This window comes from Serratia sp. Sp408 (genome assembly GCF_057180665.1).
Genome location: NZ_JBXUFT010000007.1, coordinates 187,875 through 205,065, shown reverse-complemented (window position 1 = coordinate 205,065; position 17,191 = coordinate 187,875). Strand labels below are relative to the sequence as shown.

Annotated in this window: 26 protein-coding genes; 1 reads left to right on the top strand and 25 read right to left on the bottom strand. The window is 53.1% G+C overall.

Annotation, left to right across the window (positions count from 1 at the left end; translation table 11 throughout):
* Positions 1–84 precede the first annotated feature (84 nt).
* The 22 genes from rpsQ to fkpA form a co-directional block, all read right to left on the bottom strand.
* The gene (rpsQ, locus tag AC2AXP_RS19005) at positions 85–339 is read right to left on the bottom strand and encodes a 30S ribosomal protein S17 (RefSeq protein ID WP_004956179.1); all 255 of its coding nucleotides are present in this window, start codon (positions 337–339) and stop codon (positions 85–87) included.
* Positions 340–531 carry a 50S ribosomal protein L29 gene (gene rpmC, locus AC2AXP_RS19000; protein ID WP_004956182.1) on the bottom strand — a complete coding sequence of 64 codons (192 nt, stop codon included), beginning with the start codon at positions 529–531 and terminating at the stop codon, positions 340–342.
* Positions 531–941, bottom strand: coding sequence for a 50S ribosomal protein L16 (gene rplP / locus AC2AXP_RS18995; protein ID WP_004956184.1), 411 nt, complete (start codon positions 939–941; stop codon positions 531–533). Before rplP ends, rpmC begins: the two co-directional genes overlap by 1 nt.
* A 12-nt stretch (positions 942–953) precedes the next feature.
* Positions 954–1,652 carry a 30S ribosomal protein S3 gene (gene rpsC, locus AC2AXP_RS18990; protein ID WP_004956187.1) on the bottom strand — a complete coding sequence of 233 codons (699 nt, stop codon included), beginning with the start codon at positions 1,650–1,652 and terminating at the stop codon, positions 954–956.
* Positions 1,653–1,669: 17 nt separating this feature from the next.
* Positions 1,670–2,002 (bottom strand): 50S ribosomal protein L22, encoded by a 333-nt coding sequence (gene rplV / locus AC2AXP_RS18985; RefSeq protein ID WP_002223844.1) that lies wholly within the window; start codon positions 2,000–2,002, stop codon positions 1,670–1,672.
* 14 nt (positions 2,003–2,016) lie between these two features.
* Entirely contained in the window at positions 2,017–2,295 is a 279-nt protein-coding gene (rpsS, locus tag AC2AXP_RS18980; protein ID WP_004929772.1) for a 30S ribosomal protein S19, read from the bottom strand.
* 14 nt (positions 2,296–2,309) lie between these two features.
* On the bottom strand, positions 2,310–3,134 hold the full coding sequence (gene rplB, locus AC2AXP_RS18975; protein WP_039991329.1) for a 50S ribosomal protein L2: 825 nt from the start codon (positions 3,132–3,134) through the stop codon (positions 2,310–2,312).
* Positions 3,135–3,152: 18 nt separating this feature from the next.
* Entirely contained in the window at positions 3,153–3,455 is a 303-nt protein-coding gene (gene rplW, locus AC2AXP_RS18970; protein ID WP_004929776.1) for a 50S ribosomal protein L23, read from the bottom strand.
* On the bottom strand, positions 3,452–4,057 hold the full coding sequence (gene rplD / locus AC2AXP_RS18965; RefSeq protein ID WP_004956192.1) for a 50S ribosomal protein L4: 606 nt from the start codon (positions 4,055–4,057) through the stop codon (positions 3,452–3,454). Before rplD ends, rplW begins: the two co-directional genes overlap by 4 nt.
* A 10-nt stretch (positions 4,058–4,067) precedes the next feature.
* Entirely contained in the window at positions 4,068–4,697 is a 630-nt protein-coding gene (gene rplC / locus AC2AXP_RS18960; protein ID WP_004956193.1) for a 50S ribosomal protein L3, read from the bottom strand.
* Between the two features lie 32 nt (positions 4,698–4,729).
* Positions 4,730–5,041: a 30S ribosomal protein S10 gene (gene rpsJ / locus AC2AXP_RS18955; protein ID WP_001181005.1), complete on the bottom strand. Its 312-nt coding sequence runs from the start codon at positions 5,039–5,041 to the stop codon at positions 4,730–4,732.
* A 379-nt stretch (positions 5,042–5,420) separates the two neighbouring features.
* Positions 5,421–5,900: a bacterioferritin gene (gene bfr / locus AC2AXP_RS18950; protein ID WP_004956195.1), complete on the bottom strand. Its 480-nt coding sequence runs from the start codon at positions 5,898–5,900 to the stop codon at positions 5,421–5,423.
* A gap of 74 nt (positions 5,901–5,974) precedes the next feature.
* Positions 5,975–6,169, bottom strand: coding sequence for a bacterioferritin-associated ferredoxin (gene bfd, locus AC2AXP_RS18945; RefSeq protein ID WP_004956197.1), 195 nt, complete (start codon positions 6,167–6,169; stop codon positions 5,975–5,977).
* Positions 6,170–6,302: 133 nt separating this feature from the next.
* Complete coding sequence (gene tuf / locus AC2AXP_RS18940; protein WP_128135914.1) at positions 6,303–7,487, bottom strand: elongation factor Tu; 1,185 nt, start codon at positions 7,485–7,487, stop codon at positions 6,303–6,305.
* A 70-nt stretch (positions 7,488–7,557) separates the two neighbouring features.
* Positions 7,558–9,672: an elongation factor G gene (fusA, locus tag AC2AXP_RS18935; protein WP_004956200.1), complete on the bottom strand. Its 2,115-nt coding sequence runs from the start codon at positions 9,670–9,672 to the stop codon at positions 7,558–7,560.
* Between the two features lie 94 nt (positions 9,673–9,766).
* Positions 9,767–10,237 carry a 30S ribosomal protein S7 gene (gene rpsG, locus AC2AXP_RS18930; protein WP_004956203.1) on the bottom strand — a complete coding sequence of 157 codons (471 nt, stop codon included), beginning with the start codon at positions 10,235–10,237 and terminating at the stop codon, positions 9,767–9,769.
* 96 nt (positions 10,238–10,333) lie between these two features.
* Positions 10,334–10,708 carry a 30S ribosomal protein S12 gene (gene rpsL, locus AC2AXP_RS18925; RefSeq protein WP_004930426.1) on the bottom strand — a complete coding sequence of 125 codons (375 nt, stop codon included), beginning with the start codon at positions 10,706–10,708 and terminating at the stop codon, positions 10,334–10,336.
* A 144-nt stretch (positions 10,709–10,852) separates the two neighbouring features.
* Positions 10,853–11,140, bottom strand: coding sequence for a sulfurtransferase complex subunit TusB (gene tusB / locus AC2AXP_RS18920; RefSeq protein ID WP_004956209.1), 288 nt, complete (start codon positions 11,138–11,140; stop codon positions 10,853–10,855).
* Positions 11,141–11,149: 9 nt separating this feature from the next.
* Positions 11,150–11,509 carry a sulfurtransferase complex subunit TusC gene (tusC, locus tag AC2AXP_RS18915; RefSeq protein ID WP_484381870.1) on the bottom strand — a complete coding sequence of 120 codons (360 nt, stop codon included), beginning with the start codon at positions 11,507–11,509 and terminating at the stop codon, positions 11,150–11,152.
* A 9-nt stretch (positions 11,510–11,518) separates the two neighbouring features.
* Entirely contained in the window at positions 11,519–11,905 is a 387-nt protein-coding gene (gene tusD, locus AC2AXP_RS18910; RefSeq protein ID WP_039992453.1) for a sulfurtransferase complex subunit TusD, read from the bottom strand.
* 2 nt (positions 11,906–11,907) lie between these two features.
* Positions 11,908–12,630, bottom strand: coding sequence for a helix-turn-helix transcriptional regulator (locus AC2AXP_RS18905; protein ID WP_004956215.1), 723 nt, complete (start codon positions 12,628–12,630; stop codon positions 11,908–11,910).
* Positions 12,631–12,936: 306 nt separating this feature from the next.
* Entirely contained in the window at positions 12,937–13,773 is an 837-nt protein-coding gene (gene fkpA, locus AC2AXP_RS18900) for an FKBP-type peptidyl-prolyl cis-trans isomerase (protein ID WP_004956220.1), read from the bottom strand.
* Positions 13,774–14,143: 370 nt separating this feature from the next.
* Between fkpA and AC2AXP_RS18895 the strand changes: the two genes are divergently transcribed.
* Positions 14,144–14,371, top strand: a complete 228-nt coding sequence (locus AC2AXP_RS18895) for a protein SlyX (protein ID WP_004956223.1) — start codon at positions 14,144–14,146, stop codon at positions 14,369–14,371.
* Positions 14,372–14,437: 66 nt separating this feature from the next.
* Here the strand turns inward: AC2AXP_RS18895 and slyD are convergent, their stop codons facing one another.
* The 3 genes from slyD to kefB all read right to left on the bottom strand — a co-directional run bounded on the left by slyD (position 14,438) and on the right by kefB (position 17,190).
* Positions 14,438–15,028 (bottom strand): peptidylprolyl isomerase, encoded by a 591-nt coding sequence (gene slyD / locus AC2AXP_RS18890; protein ID WP_004956226.1) that lies wholly within the window; start codon positions 15,026–15,028, stop codon positions 14,438–14,440.
* 139 nt (positions 15,029–15,167) lie between these two features.
* A complete protein-coding gene (locus AC2AXP_RS18885) occupies positions 15,168–15,371 on the bottom strand; it encodes a YheV family putative zinc ribbon protein (RefSeq protein ID WP_039991335.1) in 204 nt (67 codons plus the stop codon).
* Positions 15,372–15,381: 10 nt separating this feature from the next.
* Positions 15,382–17,190 carry a glutathione-regulated potassium-efflux system protein KefB gene (kefB, locus tag AC2AXP_RS18880; RefSeq protein ID WP_004956231.1) on the bottom strand — a complete coding sequence of 603 codons (1,809 nt, stop codon included), beginning with the start codon at positions 17,188–17,190 and terminating at the stop codon, positions 15,382–15,384.
* Position 17,191: the final 1 nt, after the last annotated feature.

Sequence of the window (17,191 nt, the reverse complement as noted above, 5' to 3'; positions counted from 1 at the left end):
TATAACACCGCTTCCAGAGTATGGGTAGAAAAAATGAACGGCTCATTTCCTGAGCCGTTCATTAAGTTAGAGCCAGCTACTCTATTACAGAATCGCTTTCTCTACAACGCGAACCAACGTCCAGGACTTGGTCTTGGACAGTGGACGGCATTCGCGGATTTCAACCACGTCGCCGATACCACATTCGTTGCTCTCGTCGTGTACGTGCAGCTTGGTCGTACGCTTGATGAATTTCCCGTAGATCGGGTGCTTCACGAAACGCTCGATAGCAACAACAATGGATTTCTCCATTTTGTCGCTGATCACGCGACCTTGCAGAGTACGGATATTGTCACTCATTTACACACCCGCCTTTTCAGTCAGTAAAGTCTTAACGCGTGCGACATCACGACGCACTTGTTTCAACAGGTGAGTTTGTTGCAGCTGGCCACTCGCCGCCTGCATGCGCAAGTTGAATTGCTCACGCAGCAGGTTGAGCAGCTCAGTGTTCAGCTCTTCAACGCTTTTTTCACGCAGCTCTTGTGCTTTCATTACATCACCGTCTTAGTTACAAAGGTGGTTTTGATCGGCAATTTAGCTGCAGCCAGCTTGAATGCCTCACGGGCCAGCTCTTCCGGCACACCGTCCATTTCGTACAGGACTTTACCAGGCTGGATAAGGGCAACCCAATACTCCACGTTACCTTTACCTTTACCCATACGCACTTCGAGCGGCTTCTCGGTGATCGGTTTGTCCGGGAATACACGGATCCAGATCTTACCTTGACGCTTAACTGCACGAGTCATTGCACGACGAGCTGCTTCGATTTGACGAGCAGTCAGACGGCCACGGCCAACAGCTTTCAGACCGAAAGTGCCGAAGCTAACATCCGTACCCTGCGCCAGACCACGGTTGCGGCCCTTGTGCATCTTACGGAATTTTGTACGCTTTGGTTGTAACATCAGCGACTCTCCTTACTTGCGGCCTTTACGCTGCTGCTTTTTAGGTTGAGCAGCCGGTTCCGGTTGTTCAACTGCAGCCATACCACCCAGGATCTCACCTTTGAAGATCCATACCTTAACGCCGATTACACCATAAGTGGTGTGCGCTTCAGATGTGTTGTAATCGATATCCGCACGCAGAGTGTGCAACGGAACACGACCTTCACGGTACCATTCGGTACGCGCGATTTCAGCACCGCCAAGGCGGCCGCTTACTTCAACTTTGATACCTTTAGCGCCAAGACGCATTGCGTTCTGTACAGCACGCTTCATAGCACGACGGAACATAACGCGACGTTCCAGCTGTGAAGTGATGCTGTCAGCAACCAATTTAGCGTCAAGTTCCGGTTTACGGACTTCGGCGATGTTAATCTGTGCAGGAACGCCAGCGATATCCGCTACGACCTTACGCAGTTTTTCGACATCTTCACCTTTCTTGCCGATAACGATGCCTGGACGAGCGGTGTGAATAGTCACACGGATGCTCTTCGCAGGACGTTCGATAACGATGCGAGAAACGGAAGCTTTCGCCAGTTCCTTGGTCAGGAATTGACGAACTTTAAAGTCGCTGTCCAGGTTGTCAGCGAATTCTTTGGTATTCGCATACCAAGTAGAGTTCCAAGGTTTGACAATACCCAGGCGAATACCGTTAGGATGTACTTTCTGACCCATTGCTAGTCTCCAGAGTCTCAGCGATCGGACACAACCACAGTAATGTGGCTGGTGCGCTTCAGGATGCGATCTGCACGACCTTTTGCACGCGGCATAATGCGCTTCATGCTTGGGCCTTCGTCGACGAAGATTTTCGTGACTTTCAGATCATCGATGTCAGCGCCATCGTTGTGTTCTGCGTTAGCAATGGCAGACTCCAGCACTTTCTTAACCAGACCAGCAGCTTTCTTGTTGGTGTAGGTCAGAGTTTCCAGAGCTTGCGACACTTTCTTACCGCGGATCAGGTCAGCAACAAGGCGAACCTTCTGAGCAGAAGAACGAGCGTGGCGATGTTTAGCGATAGTTTCCATCTCTTCCTCCTACCTTAGCGCTTTTTAGCTTTTTTATCAGCCGCATGGCCGCGATAAGTACGAGTCGGCGCGAATTCACCCAGTTTGTGACCGACCATTTCATCGGAAACGAACACTGGTACGTGCTGACGACCATTATGGACAGCGATGGTCAAACCGATCATGTTAGGAAAGATCGTTGAACGACGGGACCAAGTGCGCAAAGGCTTCTTGTCACCGCTTTCCACCGCTTTCTCTACCTTCTTCAGCAAGTGCAGGTCAATAAAAGGACCTTTCTTGAGAGAACGTGGCATGGCTTATCCTCTAATTATTTTTTGCTACGGCGACGTACGATGAACTTATCAGTACGCTTGTTGCTACGGGTCTTCTTACCTTTGGTCTGAACGCCCCACGGAGTTACCGGGTGCTTACCAAAGTTACGACCTTCACCACCACCGTGCGGGTGATCTACCGGGTTCATCGCCGTACCGCGAACGGTAGGACGAACACCACGCCAACGTGCAGCACCTGCTTTACCCAGAACGCGAAGCATATGTTCAGCGTTACCGACTTCACCCAGGGTGGCGCGGCAATCAACTGGAACTTTACGCATTTCGCCGGAGCGCAGACGCAGAGTTACGTAGGAACCATCACGTGCAACGATCTGAACGTAGGCACCGGCTGAACGAGCCATCTGGCCGCCTTTACCTGGTTTCATTTCTACGTTGTGAACCGTTGAACCCACTGGAATGTTGCGCATCGGCAGGGTGTTACCCGTTTTGATTGCAGCATCAACGCCAGATTGAATCTGGTCACCAGCTTTCAGGCCTTTCGGCGCAAGGATGTAACGGCGTTCGCCGTCTTTGTACAGAACCAGCGCGATGTTCGCGGAACGGTTCGGATCGTACTCCAGACGCTCAACCACTGCAGGCACACCGTCTTTGTTGCGTTTGAAGTCAACCAGACGATAATGTTGCTTGTGGCCACCACCGATATGACGGGTGGTGATACGGCCATTGTTGTTACGACCACCGCTTTTGCTCATTTTTTCAAGCAGCGGGGCATAAGGTTTACCCTTGTGCAGCTCAGGGTTAACCACTTTAACAACGTGGCGACGACCCGGAGATGTAGGTTTACATTTAACAATTGCCATTGTTCTTACTCCTCCGACTTACTCTGCGCCGCCGATGAAGTCCAGATTCTGGCCTTCTTTCAGGGTGACGTAAGCTTTTTTCCAGTCGCTACGACGACCAACACGCTGACCGTGACGCTTCACTTTCCCTTTAACTACCAGGGTGTTAACGTCCTTGACTTCGACTTCAAACAGTTTCTGCACTGCAGCTTTGATTTCTGCTTTGGTCGCGTCTTTGGCAACTTTGAGAACGATGGTGTTGCTTTTTTCCATCGCAGCGGATGCTTTTTCAGATACGTGCGGTGCACGCAGCACTTTCAGCAAACGTTCTTCACGGATCATGCCAGCATCTCCTCAACTTGCTTCACAGCATCAGCAGTCATAACCACTTTGTCGAAGGCGATCAGGCTAACTGGATCGATACCTGCTACGTCGCGCACGTCAACCTTGTACAGGTTGCGAGCGGCCAGGAACAGATTCTCGTCGACTTCGCCGGTTACAATCAGCACGTCTTCCAGGGCCATATCTTTCAGTTTCTGTGCCAGCAGCTTGGTTTTAGGCGCTTCTACAGAGAACTTCTCGACAACGATCAGACGATCTTGACGTACCAGTTCGGACAGGATGCTTTTCAGCGCGCCGCGGTACATCTTTTTGTTAACTTTCTGACTGTGGTCTTGTGGCTTGGCAGCGAAGGTTACACCACCGGAACGCCAGATCGGGCTCTTTACAGAACCTGAACGCGCACGGCCGGTACCTTTCTGGCGCCACGGTTTTTTACCGGAACCAGTTACTTCAGCACGGGTCTTCTGAGCACGGGTACCTTGACGGGCACCTGCTGCATAAGCAACAACAACCTGGTGTACCAGCGCTTCGTTGAAATCACGACCGAAGGTAGTTTCGGAAACAGTCAGCGCGCTTTGCGCGTCTTTCAATACTAATTCCATTGCTATCCCCTTACGCCTTCACAGCTGGTTTAACGATCAGGTTGCCACCGGTTGCGCCCGGTACAGCACCCTTAACCAGCAGCAGGTTGCGCTCAGCGTCAACACGTACTACGTCCAGGCTTTGAACGGTTACACGCTCGTCACCCAGGTGGCCAGCCATTTTCTTGCCTTTGAACACTTTGCCCGGAGTCTGGTTCTGACCGATAGAACCCGGAACGCGGTGAGACAAGGAGTTACCGTGGGTAGCGTCTTGGGTACGGAAGTTCCAGCGCTTTACAGTGCCAGCAAAACCTTTACCTTTAGAAGTACCGGTAACGTCGACTTTTTTAACGTCAGCGAAGATTTCTACGCTGATTTCCTGACCTGCAGCGAACTCTTGACCTTCTTCAAGGCGGAATTCCCACAGACCACGGCCAGCTTCAACGCCAGCTTTAGCGAAATGGCCCGCTTCCGGTTTGGTCACACGGTTCGCTTTTTTGCTACCGGTAGTGACCTGGATGGCACGGTACCCGTCGTTGTCCAGGTCTTTGACCTGAGTAACGCGGTTCGCTTCAATTTCGATTACGGTTACTGGGATAGAAACGCCATCTTCAGTGAAGATACGGGTCATACCCACTTTTTTACCGACTAAACCAATCATTGTTTCAACCTCTCAATCGCTCAATGACCTGATTAACCCAGGCTGATCTGCACGTCTACACCGGCAGCCAGATCCAGACGCATCAGAGCATCAACGGTTTTCTCGGTTGGCTCAACGATGTCAACCAGACGCTTGTGAGTGCGAATCTCGTACTGATCACGCGCATCTTTGTTGACGTGCGGAGAGATCAGAACGGTAAAGCGCTCTTTGCGAGTTGGCAGCGGGATCGGACCACGGACTTGCGCACCAGTGCGCTTAGCAGTCTCGACGATTTCCGCGGTTGATTGATCGATCAGACGATGATCAAACGCTTTCAGGCGGATACGGATTCTTTGGTTCTGCATGAGACCAGAGCTCCAATTATTTATAAACGTAAATAATTACTCCTCACACCCATTTCGATTGATGGGGGAGTGTAATCGTCAACATATAACCCCCATATCGGGAGTATTGTTCGAAGGGCAGAAAGAGCTTGCCTATCGACTGATTCGCTAAAATCAGGCTTACCAAGATTAGGTAAGCCCGCGCATTATACGCAAAATGCGCGCATAAGCAAGGCACAGATGAAATTATGCTCAGGATATCGACAAATTTAATCGAGATGAGGTATCAGACGTTGGCGCCAAGAGAAAAAGATGGGGACTCACATGGGGATATTCAGCAATCGCTGTCCCCTGCCCTGCCGGCAGTAATCGGTTTCCGGCAGAGAGGAAACGCGGTAAATCAGTCTTTGCGCTCCAGTACCTGCGCCTGGGCATAGTTCTGGATACCCAACCGCTGAATCAGGTCCAGTTCGGTCTCCAGCCAGTCGATGTGTTGTTCTTCGTCGGCCAGAATTTCAATCATCAAATCGCGGCTGACATAGTCATGGATGGAATCAGCATAGGCGATACCTTCACGCAAATCTCTGGCGCCTTGCAGCTCAAGATCGAGATCTGAGCGCAGCATTTCTTCAATGTCTTCGCCAATATTCAGTTTGCCGAGGTCTTGCAGATTGGGGAGCCCTTCAAGGAATAATATGCGTTCAATGTAACGATCGGCATGTTTCATCTCGTCGATCGACTCGTGATATTCCTTATCGTTGAGGCGCATTAGACCCCAATTCTTGAACATACGGGCGTGCAGGAAATATTGATTGATGGCAACCAGCTCGTTACCAAGCAGTTTGTTGAGATGCGCAATGATCTTTTTATCGCCTTTCATAGGGTAATCCTCCTGACCAGTTCTAAAAGTGTAGAACCTGTATGCCAAGAGTCAAAAAATAACCTTACCTTTTGTTAGGCAACTTCATGCATATGAATAATGGTTGCGCGTTCCTCCACCATAATTTGTCTTGCCTGACGAATGCATTTCCCACAATCGGTACCAATTGGCACTAAATCACGCAGTTGCTTCATGGTATGAGGGTTGTGCTGGCGAACCACTTTGCGAATGGCTTTATCAGTCACGGCATTACACAGACATACGTACATAGGAGACTCACTTCTTAACCAATGCATCAAGTCTAAATGGGAATGCTTTTTATTTCAATTAAGATTTAACCAATTTGCATAAAAAAAGGGCACCGAAGTGCCCTTTTTATTGGTGTCGAAAAGTTGTCAGCGATTAAGCGATAACTTTAGCAACAACACCTGCGCCTACGGTACGGCCGCCTTCACGGATTGCGAAACGCAGACCGTCGTCCATTGCGATTGGGTGAATCAGGGTAACAACCATGTTCACGTTATCGCCTGGCATTACCATCTCTACGCCTTCTGGCAGTTCGATGGTACCGGTCACGTCAGTAGTACGGAAGTAGAACTGTGGACGGTAGCCTTTGAAGAATGGCGTGTGACGACCACCTTCTTCTTTGCTCAGGATGTACACTTCTGAGTCGAATTTGGTGTGCGGCTTGATAGAACCTGGTTTAGCCAGAACCTGACCACGTTCGATGTCTTCACGCTTGATACCACGCAGCAGAACACCAACGTTCTCACCAGCACGGCCTTCGTCCAGCAGTTTGCGGAACATTTCTACACCGGTACAGGTAGACTTAACGGTGTCTTTGATACCAACGATTTCAACTTCTTCGCCAACTTTGATGATACCGCGCTCAACACGACCGGTAACAACGGTACCACGACCGGAGATGGAGAATACGTCTTCGATTGGCAGCAGGAACGGCTTGTCGATAGCACGCTCTGGTTCTGGGATGTAAGAATCCAGCGCTTCAGCCAGTTCTACAATCTTAGCTTCCCACTCTGCTTCGCCTTCCAGCGCTTTCAGCGCAGAACCGCGGATTACTGGCAGGTCGTCGCCAGGGAAATCGTAAGCAGACAGCAGCTCGCGAACTTCCATTTCTACCAGTTCCAGCAGCTCTTCGTCATCAACCATGTCACATTTGTTCATGAACACGATGATGAAAGGAACGCCAACCTGGCGACCCAGCAGGATGTGCTCACGGGTCTGAGGCATAGGGCCGTCAGTCGCTGCAACAACCAGGATTGCGCCGTCCATCTGCGCAGCACCGGTGATCATGTTTTTCACGTAGTCGGCGTGCCCTGGGCAGTCAACGTGCGCGTAGTGGCGAGACGGGGTGTCATACTCAACGTGAGAGGTGTTGATGGTGATACCACGAGCTTTTTCTTCTGGCGCGTTATCGATCTGATCGAAAGCACGTGCAGAACCGCCGTAGGTTTTAGCCAGAACGGTAGTGATTGCTGCAGTCAGGGTAGTTTTACCGTGGTCAACGTGGCCGATAGTACCAACGTTAACGTGCGGTTTGTTACGTTCAAATTTTTCTTTAGACACGGCTATATTCCTTACTCTTATGCTCTCCCCTCAAGGAGAGAGCATGGGATCATTGTTTTAAAACCTGGGCTTATTTACCACGGGCTTCGATTACGGCCTGAGCAACGTTGTTCGGCGCATCATCATACTTCAGGAACTCCATGGAGTAAGAAGCACGACCTTTGGTCAGAGAACGCAATTGAGTTGCGTACCCGAACATTTCAGACAACGGAACTTCAGCGTGAATCTGAACGCCGGTAGCGTTGGATTCTTGACCTTTCAGTTGACCACGACGACGGCTAAGGTCACCGATAACGTCACCAGTGTTCTCTTCTGGCGTTTCAACTTCAACCTTCATGATAGGCTCAAGCAGAACGGGTTTCGCTTTCTTAAAGCCATCTTTGAAGGCGATAGAAGCTGCCAGTTTAAACGCCAATTCGGAGGAGTCAACGTCATGGTAAGAACCGAAGTGCAGACGCACACCGAGATCAACAACCGGATAGCCAGCCAGCGGACCTGCTTTCAGCTGCTCCTGGAGACCTTTGTCAACGGCAGGGATGTATTCAGTTGGAATCACACCGCCTTTAATGTCGTTGACGAACTCGTAGCCTTTCGGATTCGAGCCCGGCTCCAGTGGGTACATGTCGATCACAACGTGACCATACTGACCACGACCACCAGACTGCTTGGCGTGTTTACCTTCGATATCGGTAACCTTGGAGCGAATCGCTTCGCGGTAAGCAACCTGAGGTTTACCGACGTTCGCTTCAACGTTGAATTCACGCTTCATACGGTCAACGATGATGTCGAGGTGCAGTTCACCCATACCAGCGATGATGGTCTGGTTAGATTCTTCATCAGTCCATACGCGGAATGACGGGTCTTCTTTAGCCAGACGGCCCAGAGCCAGACCCATTTTTTCCTGGTCAGCTTTGGTTTTCGGTTCAACGGCGATGGAAATTACCGGTTCAGGGAATTCCATACGCTCCAGAATGATCACGTTGTCCGGATCACAGATGGTGTCACCTGTAGTCACGTCTTTCAGGCCGATTGCCGCAGCAATGTCGCCCGCGCGAACTTCTTTGATCTCTTCACGTTTGTTAGCGTGCATCTGAACGATACGGCCAAAACGCTCACGAGCCGACTTCACCGGGTTGTATACGGTATCACCGGAGTTAACCACACCAGAATACACGCGGAAGAAGGTCAGGTTACCGACGAACGGGTCAGTAGCGATTTTGAACGCCAGTGCAGCGAACGGCTCGCTATCGTCTGCGTGACGCTCGGCTGGAGTATCTTTACCGTCGTCCAGCATACCGTTGATTGCCGGTACGTCTGTTGGCGCTGGCAGGTAATCGATTACCGCATCCAGCATCGCCTGTACGCCTTTGTTCTTGAACGCAGAACCACAGGTAACCAGAATGATTTCGTTGTTCAGCACGCGCTGACGCAGAGCTTGCTTGATTTCTGCCTCGGTCAGCTCTTCGCCGCCCAGGTATTTTTCCATCAGCTCTTCTGAAGCTTCGGCAGCAGATTCAACCAGATTCTGGTGCCATTCTTCAGCCAGTTCCTGCATGTCAGCCGGGATATCTTCGTATTCGAAGGTCACGCCTGCATCGGCTTCGTTCCAGTTGATGGCTTTCATCTTCACCAGGTCAACAACACCGGTGAATTTCTCTTCTGCGCCGATAGCCAGCTGCAGAGGAACCGGGTTTGCACCCAGGCGAGATTTGATCTGGCCTACAACTTTCAGGAAGTTCGCGCCCATGCGGTCCATTTTGTTAACGAACGCGATGCGTGGAACCTTGTATTTGTTAGCCTGACGCCATACGGTTTCAGACTGTGGCTGAACACCACCAACAGCACAGTAAACCATTACCGCGCCATCAAGCACACGCATGGAACGTTCAACTTCGATGGTGAAGTCAACGTGCCCTGGGGTGTCGATGATGTTTACGCGATGCGGTTCATACTGCTTGGCCATACCTGACCAGAATGCAGTAGTTGCAGCGGAGGTAATGGTAATACCACGCTCCTGCTCCTGCTCCATCCAGTCCATGGTAGCTGCGCCGTCATGAACTTCACCGATTTTGTGGTTTACACCGGTGTAGAACAGAATACGTTCGGTAGTGGTGGTTTTACCGGCGTCGATGTGTGCGCTGATACCGATATTACGGTAGCGCTCAATGGGTGTTGTACGAGCCATTTGATTCCTCTATTCCTAGGGCGTTCATTCAGTTAACCCAAGCGGGCTGGCTTCTTGAAGCGCCCGCTTGGTTAGCATAACTACTGCGTGGCAATTACCAGCGGTAGTGGGCGAACGCCTTGTTGGCTTCGGCCATACGGTGAACGTCTTCACGCTTCTTAACAGCAGAACCTTTGTTCTCTGCTGCGTCAGACAGCTCGTTCGCCAGGCGCAGAGCCATGGATTTATCACCGCGTTTACGAGCAGCATCAACGATCCAGCGCATTGCCAGGGCATTACGACGAACCGGACGAACTTCAACTGGTACCTGATAAGTAGAACCACCAACGCGGCGAGACTTGACTTCGACAGTCGGGCGCACGTTGTCCAGAGCTACTTCGAAAGCTTCCAGGTGATCTTTACCAGAACGCTGAGCCAGGGTCTCCAGCGCGGTATAGACGATTGCTTCAGCAGTAGATTTTTTACCATCTACCATCAGGATATTTACAAATTTGGCCAGCAGCTCGGATCCGAACTTAGGATCCGGCAAAATTTTACGTTGACCAATGACGCGACGACGTGGCATGGAAATACTCCGTTGTTAATTCAGGATTGTCCAAAACTCTACGAGTTTATTTTGACATTAAAGTGAAAATGTTTGGCCTTACTTAACGGAGAACCATTAAGCCTTTGGCTTCTTCACGCCGTACTTGGAACGAGCTTGCTTACGGTCTTTAACACCGGAGCAGTCAAGTGCGCCGCGAACGGTGTGGTAACGCACACCTGGCAGGTCTTTTACACGACCGCCGCGGATCAGGATCACGGAGTGTTCCTGCAGGTTGTGACCTTCACCACCGATGTAGGAAGTCACTTCGAAACCGTTAGTCAAACGCACACGGCATACTTTACGCAGTGCGGAGTTTGGTTTTTTCGGGGTGGTGGTATATACGCGGGTACATACACCACGTTTTTGCGGGCAGGCTTCCAGCGCTGGAACGTTGCTTTTAGCAGCCTTCACAGAGCGTGGTTTGCGTACCAGCTGGTTAATCGTTGCCATTCAAAAAGCTCCTGGTTTGTGCTTCGTTTCTTGCTTCGTAAACATGTGATAAATCCCCCCGCATGCACTACTGGCAAAATACGAGGACGCAGAATTTTATGGCTGAGTGATTAAGGTGTCAAGAAATATACAACATCAGCATTATCACCACGCCATTTGGCTATGGTGTTTTTCGGTTAATTCAACGAATTGATTATAGCCGATGACGGTGATGCTGTGTGAAATATAACCAGACAGACCGCGAGCGCTCAGGTCATCTTCCAGCGCATACAGGGATATGGGGGCGTTCAGCAGTAAATCAAGCGGCGCACTGCCGGCCAGCGCGGCCAGCACGCCGTCCTGCAGCAGCAGCAGCGCGTCGCCCGGGGCAGCCAGGCGCAGCAGTGCAGGCAGATCGCATTGTAGCGGGGAGCGGCTCAGGGTAAACAGCATGGCTAATTCCTAAAATGTCAGTACCACATCGTAGTCGGCGAGCCGCTGGCGCAGCACGTCCGGCGCCAACACCTCGGCGTCCAGCACGCCGCCATCGATCTGCGTAAAGCCGCGCTGTTGCAGTGACGCGGCGCACAGATAGCAGCGATCGACATCGTACAGGGGCAATACACCGAAGGTGGCAATATAATTTCGCGCAAGGATCTTTTCCGGCTGTTGGCCAGGCAGCAGTTGCAGCACCCCGTCGCCGATAAAGAACACGCCCAGTTCCTCGCTCAGCGCGGAGGTCGCCAATAGGGCATCCAGTCCTTCGCGACCGGCGGCACTGCCGTGTGGCCCCTGGGTGAAAACAAACGCGACTCTTTTCATGATGATCTCTTAAAACTGCACGGTGCGGTCGCAGCTCAGTGTCGCTTCCGCCAGCGCACCCAGCCCGCTGAGAGTGAATCCCGGCTGCAGGTTGGCGGCCGGCAACCCTTGCTGCTGCGCTTCCTGTTGGTCAGTAACGCCTCGGCGCAGCGCAGCCGCCACGCAGACGTTCAGCGCAATAGCGTGCTGCTGCGCCAGCGCAGCCCACGCACGCACCAGATCGAACTCGTCGCTGGCCGGCGACGTCAGCTGATTGGCATTCAGCACACCTTCGCGATAAAAGAACACGCTGGTCAGTTGATGCCCCGCCGCCAATAACGACTGAGCGAACAGATACGCGCTGCTGGCCTGTTGCGTGCCATACGCCGGGCCGGTGACCACCAGGCAATAACTCAGGCTCAACGTTCGCTTCCCAGCAGATCGCCGCTTTTGAACTGGCGAATATACAGATAGACGGTGTGTTTGGAGATATTCAGCCGCTCAGCCACCTGATTGATGGCGTCCTTGATATCGAAAATCCCCTTTTCATACAGGTTCAGCACCACCTGACGATTTTTGGCGTTGTTGGATACGTTACGGTCGGCATTCACCTCTTCAATGGTGAATTCCAGCGTTTGCGCCACCAAATCGTCAACGGACGAGGCGAAGTTAACCGAAGAAGGCACTTCCTGCGTTTCCGGCGGCATAAAGGTTTGCATGATCTGTGAGAACGGCACATCCAGGTTCATATTGATGCACAACAACCCGATGACCCGCTGTTCACGATTACGAATGGCGATGGTCACCGACTTCATCAGCACGCCGCTTTTGGCACGGGTAAAGTACGCTCTGGACACGCTGCTGTCGTCGCCGGCCATATCGTGCAGCATGCGCAGTGCCAGATCGGTAATCGGCGAGCCTATCTGACGCCCGGTATGTTCACCGTTGGCAATCCGCACCGCGGAGCATTTCAGATCCTCCAGCGAGTGCAGTACGATTTCGCAGTGACCGCCGATCAGCATCGCCAGTCCGTCGACCACGGCTTCATAAGACTTCAGGATTTCATGGTCCGTTTGGCTAAACGGACGTTCATTCAGCAAATCGAGTTCGCTGGCTTCGCTGGATAAAAGCGAATTAGACATCGAAGATACCACCCTCATAGATCGCCTGTGCCAGGGGGCGCAGCTAAAACGGCTCTTGGCGGCCGGGAACGGTTTTAGATACACGCCCTAAGGGGCAGGCGTATGACTCATTAGTCAGAACCCAGGTTTGGCGATATGGCCAAAACCAAGCCCTGGCATTTACGCGTGGTATTGACGTTAAGCCGATGCCCGGCAGGCGTCAAGTAATCCGTAAGGAGAGGGGAGAAAAGTTGCGTTGCAGATCAGGCTGACGGAGCTGAAGTAAAAACCGCCGCGATAAACGCGGCGGTGATGCATCGGCAAGGCTTATTTTGCTTTGCTGCCTGCGGCTTCCGCTGGCTTTTCAGCTTTGGCATCGGCTTTTGGCGCCGCTTTCACGTCCAGCAGCTCAACGTCAAACACCAGGGTCGAGTTGGCCGGGATGCCAGGAACGCCGGTTTTACCGTAGGCCAGCGCCGGTGGGATAACCAGCTTGATCTTGCCGCCCTTCTTGATGTGTTTCAGGCCTTCGGTCCAGCCCGGGATCACGCCGTCCAGACGGAACGACAGCGGTTCGCCGCGCGTGTAGGAGTTGTCAAACTCGGTGCCGTCGGTCAGGGTACCCTTGTAGTTCACCACCACGGTGTCGCTGTCCTTCGGCGCTTCACCGGCACCTGGTTTTTCTACCTGGTACAGCAGACCTGATTCGGTTTTCTTCACGCCTTTTTCTTTGGCGAAGGTATCACGATATTTGGCGCCTTTCGCTTCGTTGTCTTTGGCATCCTGCTCCATCTTCGCCTGAGCGGAAGACTTCACGCGTGCTTCAAAGCCCTGCAGGGTCTTTTCGATATCGGCATCGTTCAGCTTGCTCTTGTTGGCAAAAGCGTCCTGAACACCGGCGATCAGCTGATCCTTGTCCAGTTTGATGCCCAGTTTTTCTTGCTCTTTCAGCGAGTTGTCCATGTAACGGCCCAAAGACGCACCCAGTGCGTAAGCCGCTTGTTCGTCATCGTTCTTGAACTTGCCGGTGCTTGGCGCTGCCGCTGCATCAGCCGCTTTGGCGGCCTCGGCCGGTTTCGCTGCATCGGCGGCCATAACCTGAGTCGTATTCAGAGCAAAAGCCATGGTGGTTGCCAGAAGCGTGACTTTAAACAAAGATTTCATCCATTTCTCCAGTGTCTGAAGCGGTGCCCCAAACAATCATTAGGTAAGATAACCGGGCTACTATAGCTGGCTGAAACAAAACAAAACAGTCGCACAGGTAACCAATCGAGTCAAAGTGTGACTCCGTATCCCGAGAGAAGTTTCCTCTGATTTATTACCCGCATGATAAATCAGACTTTTCTGTGCCAATGACGCCATATTGACGTAAAAAAGCCGTCCCTTGCGCGCTTTTTTACCGACTTTTACACCGGGTACCGAACTTTTCGGCTATACCCTAGGCTGAATGCGTCCAAATAGCACAGCGCAAAGCCCGCGCCACCTGTTACCATAACGCCAGCAATCGGGATTTAACAGTGTCAGAGGTAGTATTATGCACAACGTCGACAATCAGGGCCTGCTACAGCGGCTGGAGGAACTGGAAAGCCGTCAGGCGTTCCAGGAATTGACAATTGAAGAGCTGAATCAAACAGTTGTCCAACATCAGCTTGAATTATTAAAACTGCGGGAACACCTGCATATGTTGACCGACAAACTGCGTGCCACGCAAACCTCGATGATCGCCTCGCAATCGGAAGAGACGCCGCCACCGCACTATTGACCGGCCAACGCGCTGCGCCAATAAAAAAGGCCGCCGAGGCGACCTTTTTCTGGCAGTAGACTGCGCTTAGTGGCAACCGCAACCACCGTTGCCGCAACCGCCTTTCTTGCCATGGTCGTGGTCATGATCGTGAGCATGGTCATGATCGTGACCGCCGCAGCAGCCGTCACCGTGTTCGTGATGATGATCGTGCTCACCGTGAACGTGGCCATGAGCCAGTTCTTCAGCGGTTGCTTCACGAATGGCCACGACTTCGACATTGAAGTTGAGGTTCTGGCCAGCCAGCATGTGGTTACCGTCAACCACCACGTGGTCACCGTCCACTTCGGTGATTTCTACCGGTACCGGCCCCTGATCGGTGTCAGCCAGGAAACGCATGCCAACCTGCAGTTCGTCAACGCCCATGAATACATCTTTTGGTACGCGCTGAACCAGGTTTTCGTCATAGTTGCCGTATGCGTCGTTAGCGCCAACGTGAACGTCGAAACGATCGCCCACCGCGTGGCCTTCAAGCGCTTTTTCCAGACCTGCGATCAGAGAGCCATGCCCGTGCAGATAGTCCAGCGGTGCACTCACCGGAGACTCATCAACCAAAACACCGTCTTCTGTACGTACTTGGTAAGCCAGGCTGACCACCGAGTCTTTTGCTACTTTCATGATATCTCCTACCGTTGGATACTTTAAGCTGCCCCCTTGTGGCACCTTAGTACCGTACGGACACAACCTATACCGTGCAGATTGTAACGGAAATCTGCATCGCTGTACCCTTCAGCATAAAAAATCGCGGCAAATAACGCTACTCCGGGTGGAAAATCCCGATGACCTGCTCCTGCGGACGCACGTGCTTTTCCACCTGTTGTTCGGTCTGGCGCTGGTGATGACCGCACTTGACGCACTCCACCACTTCAACCCGATCTTCGCGCCAAACGGCCAGCGTATCCATCGCGCTACAGCTCGGGCAGACCGCCCCGGCGATAAACCGCTTACGTGTTGCAGACATGCTCTTGCTCCTATTCATATTCATCCCAGCCGTCAAACTGGCGACTCTCTTTTTGCATTTCGCGATGGAACAGCTCTTCCAGCTCGCGCCGCGCCTCTTTGACGCGTGAGATTTGCGCCACGTCGCCCTGATGCGGCGGCATCAGCTCACGCAGCATACGCATATCCAGCCGGCGGAAGTGCTGCTGAGCGCGAAACGCCTGATGCGGATGCATACCAAGCGTCATCAGCGCCTTGCGCCCCAGTTCCAGCGCGCTGGAGAACGTCTCGCGGCTGAAATACTGTACCCCGGCCTGCAACAGCTCGTGCGCCTCCACCCTGCCCCGCGCCCGCGCCAAAATGGCCAGATTGGGAAAATGCTGCTGGCACAGGTGAACGATCGCCAGGGTATCTTCCGGCTCGTTACAGGTGATGACGATCGACTTGGCTTTTTCGGCACCGGCGGCGCGCAGCAGTTCCAGCTCGGTGGCATCACCGTAATACACCTTGTAGCCATAGCGGCGCAACACGCCGACCGCACTGACGTCGCGTTCCAGCACCGTGATACGCATTTTGTTGGCCATCAGCAGACGGCCAATCACCTGGCCGAAGCGGCCAAAACCGACGATAATCACCTGCGGATCGTCATCTTCGACGTACGGTGTTTCCTCGTCTTCGTCTTTGGCGTTATAGCGGCGCGCCAGCATGCGATCGATGATCTGCATCAGCAGCGGCGTGGTCATCATCGACAGCGTCACGATAACCAATAACAAGGCCAGTTGGTCGCTTTTCAACAGTTTTTGCGACGCCGCCGCCGAAAACAGCACGAAGGCGAATTCGCCGCCCTGACTCAGCACGCCAGCGAACTGCAGGCGCACCGAGCGCCGCAGGCCGAAAATGCGCGCCAGCGTATACAACACGCCGGACTTGATGGTCACCAGCAGCAGCACGCCGATCAGCACTTCCGCCAGATGGGTATACAACACGCCGATATTCAGCGCCATGCCCACCGAGATAAAGAACAGCCCCAGCAGCAGCCCCTTGAACGGTTCGATGGCGATTTCCAGCTCGTGACGATACTCGCTTTCCGCCAGCAATACGCCGGCGATAAAGGTGCCCAACGCCATCGACAGCCCAAGCGCATCCATAAACAGCGCCGCCCCCAGCACCACCAATAACGCGGCGGCGGTAAAGATTTCACGCACGCCGGACGCGGCGATATAGCGGAACAGCGGCCGCAACAGGAAACGGCCGCCAACCAGCATGCCGCCGAATGCCGCTACCTTATAGCCAATCTCCGCCCAGTCGTCGCTGGTGCCGGCGCCGCCGGCCAAAATCGGGATCAGCGCCAATGCCGGGATCACCGCCATATCCTGAAACAGCAACACCGAGAAGCCGAGCTGGCCCCCTTCGTTGCGGTTCATGCCCTTTTCGCGCATCAGTTGCAGCGCCATGGCGGTGGATGACATCGCCAGCCCAATGCCGCCAATCACCGCCGCCTGCCAGGCAAACTGGGTCAGATACAGCAGCACGCCCAGCACCGCCGCGGTGAGCACCACCTGACCGGCACCGACGCCGAAGATCGAGCGGCGCAGTTCCCATAGCTTGGAGGGGTTCAGCTCCAGGCCAATGATAAACATCAAAAACACTACGCCCAGTTCGGAAAAGTGCAGAATTTCCTCTACGTCGCGGATAAACCCCAGCCCCCAGGGGCCGATGGCGATGCCGGCGAACAGGTACCCCAGCACCGCACCGATCCCCAGACGCCGAGCGATCGGTACCGTCACCACGGCGGAGAACAGGAACAGCAGTACGGCGGTCAGTAAGGTTGAACTTTCCATG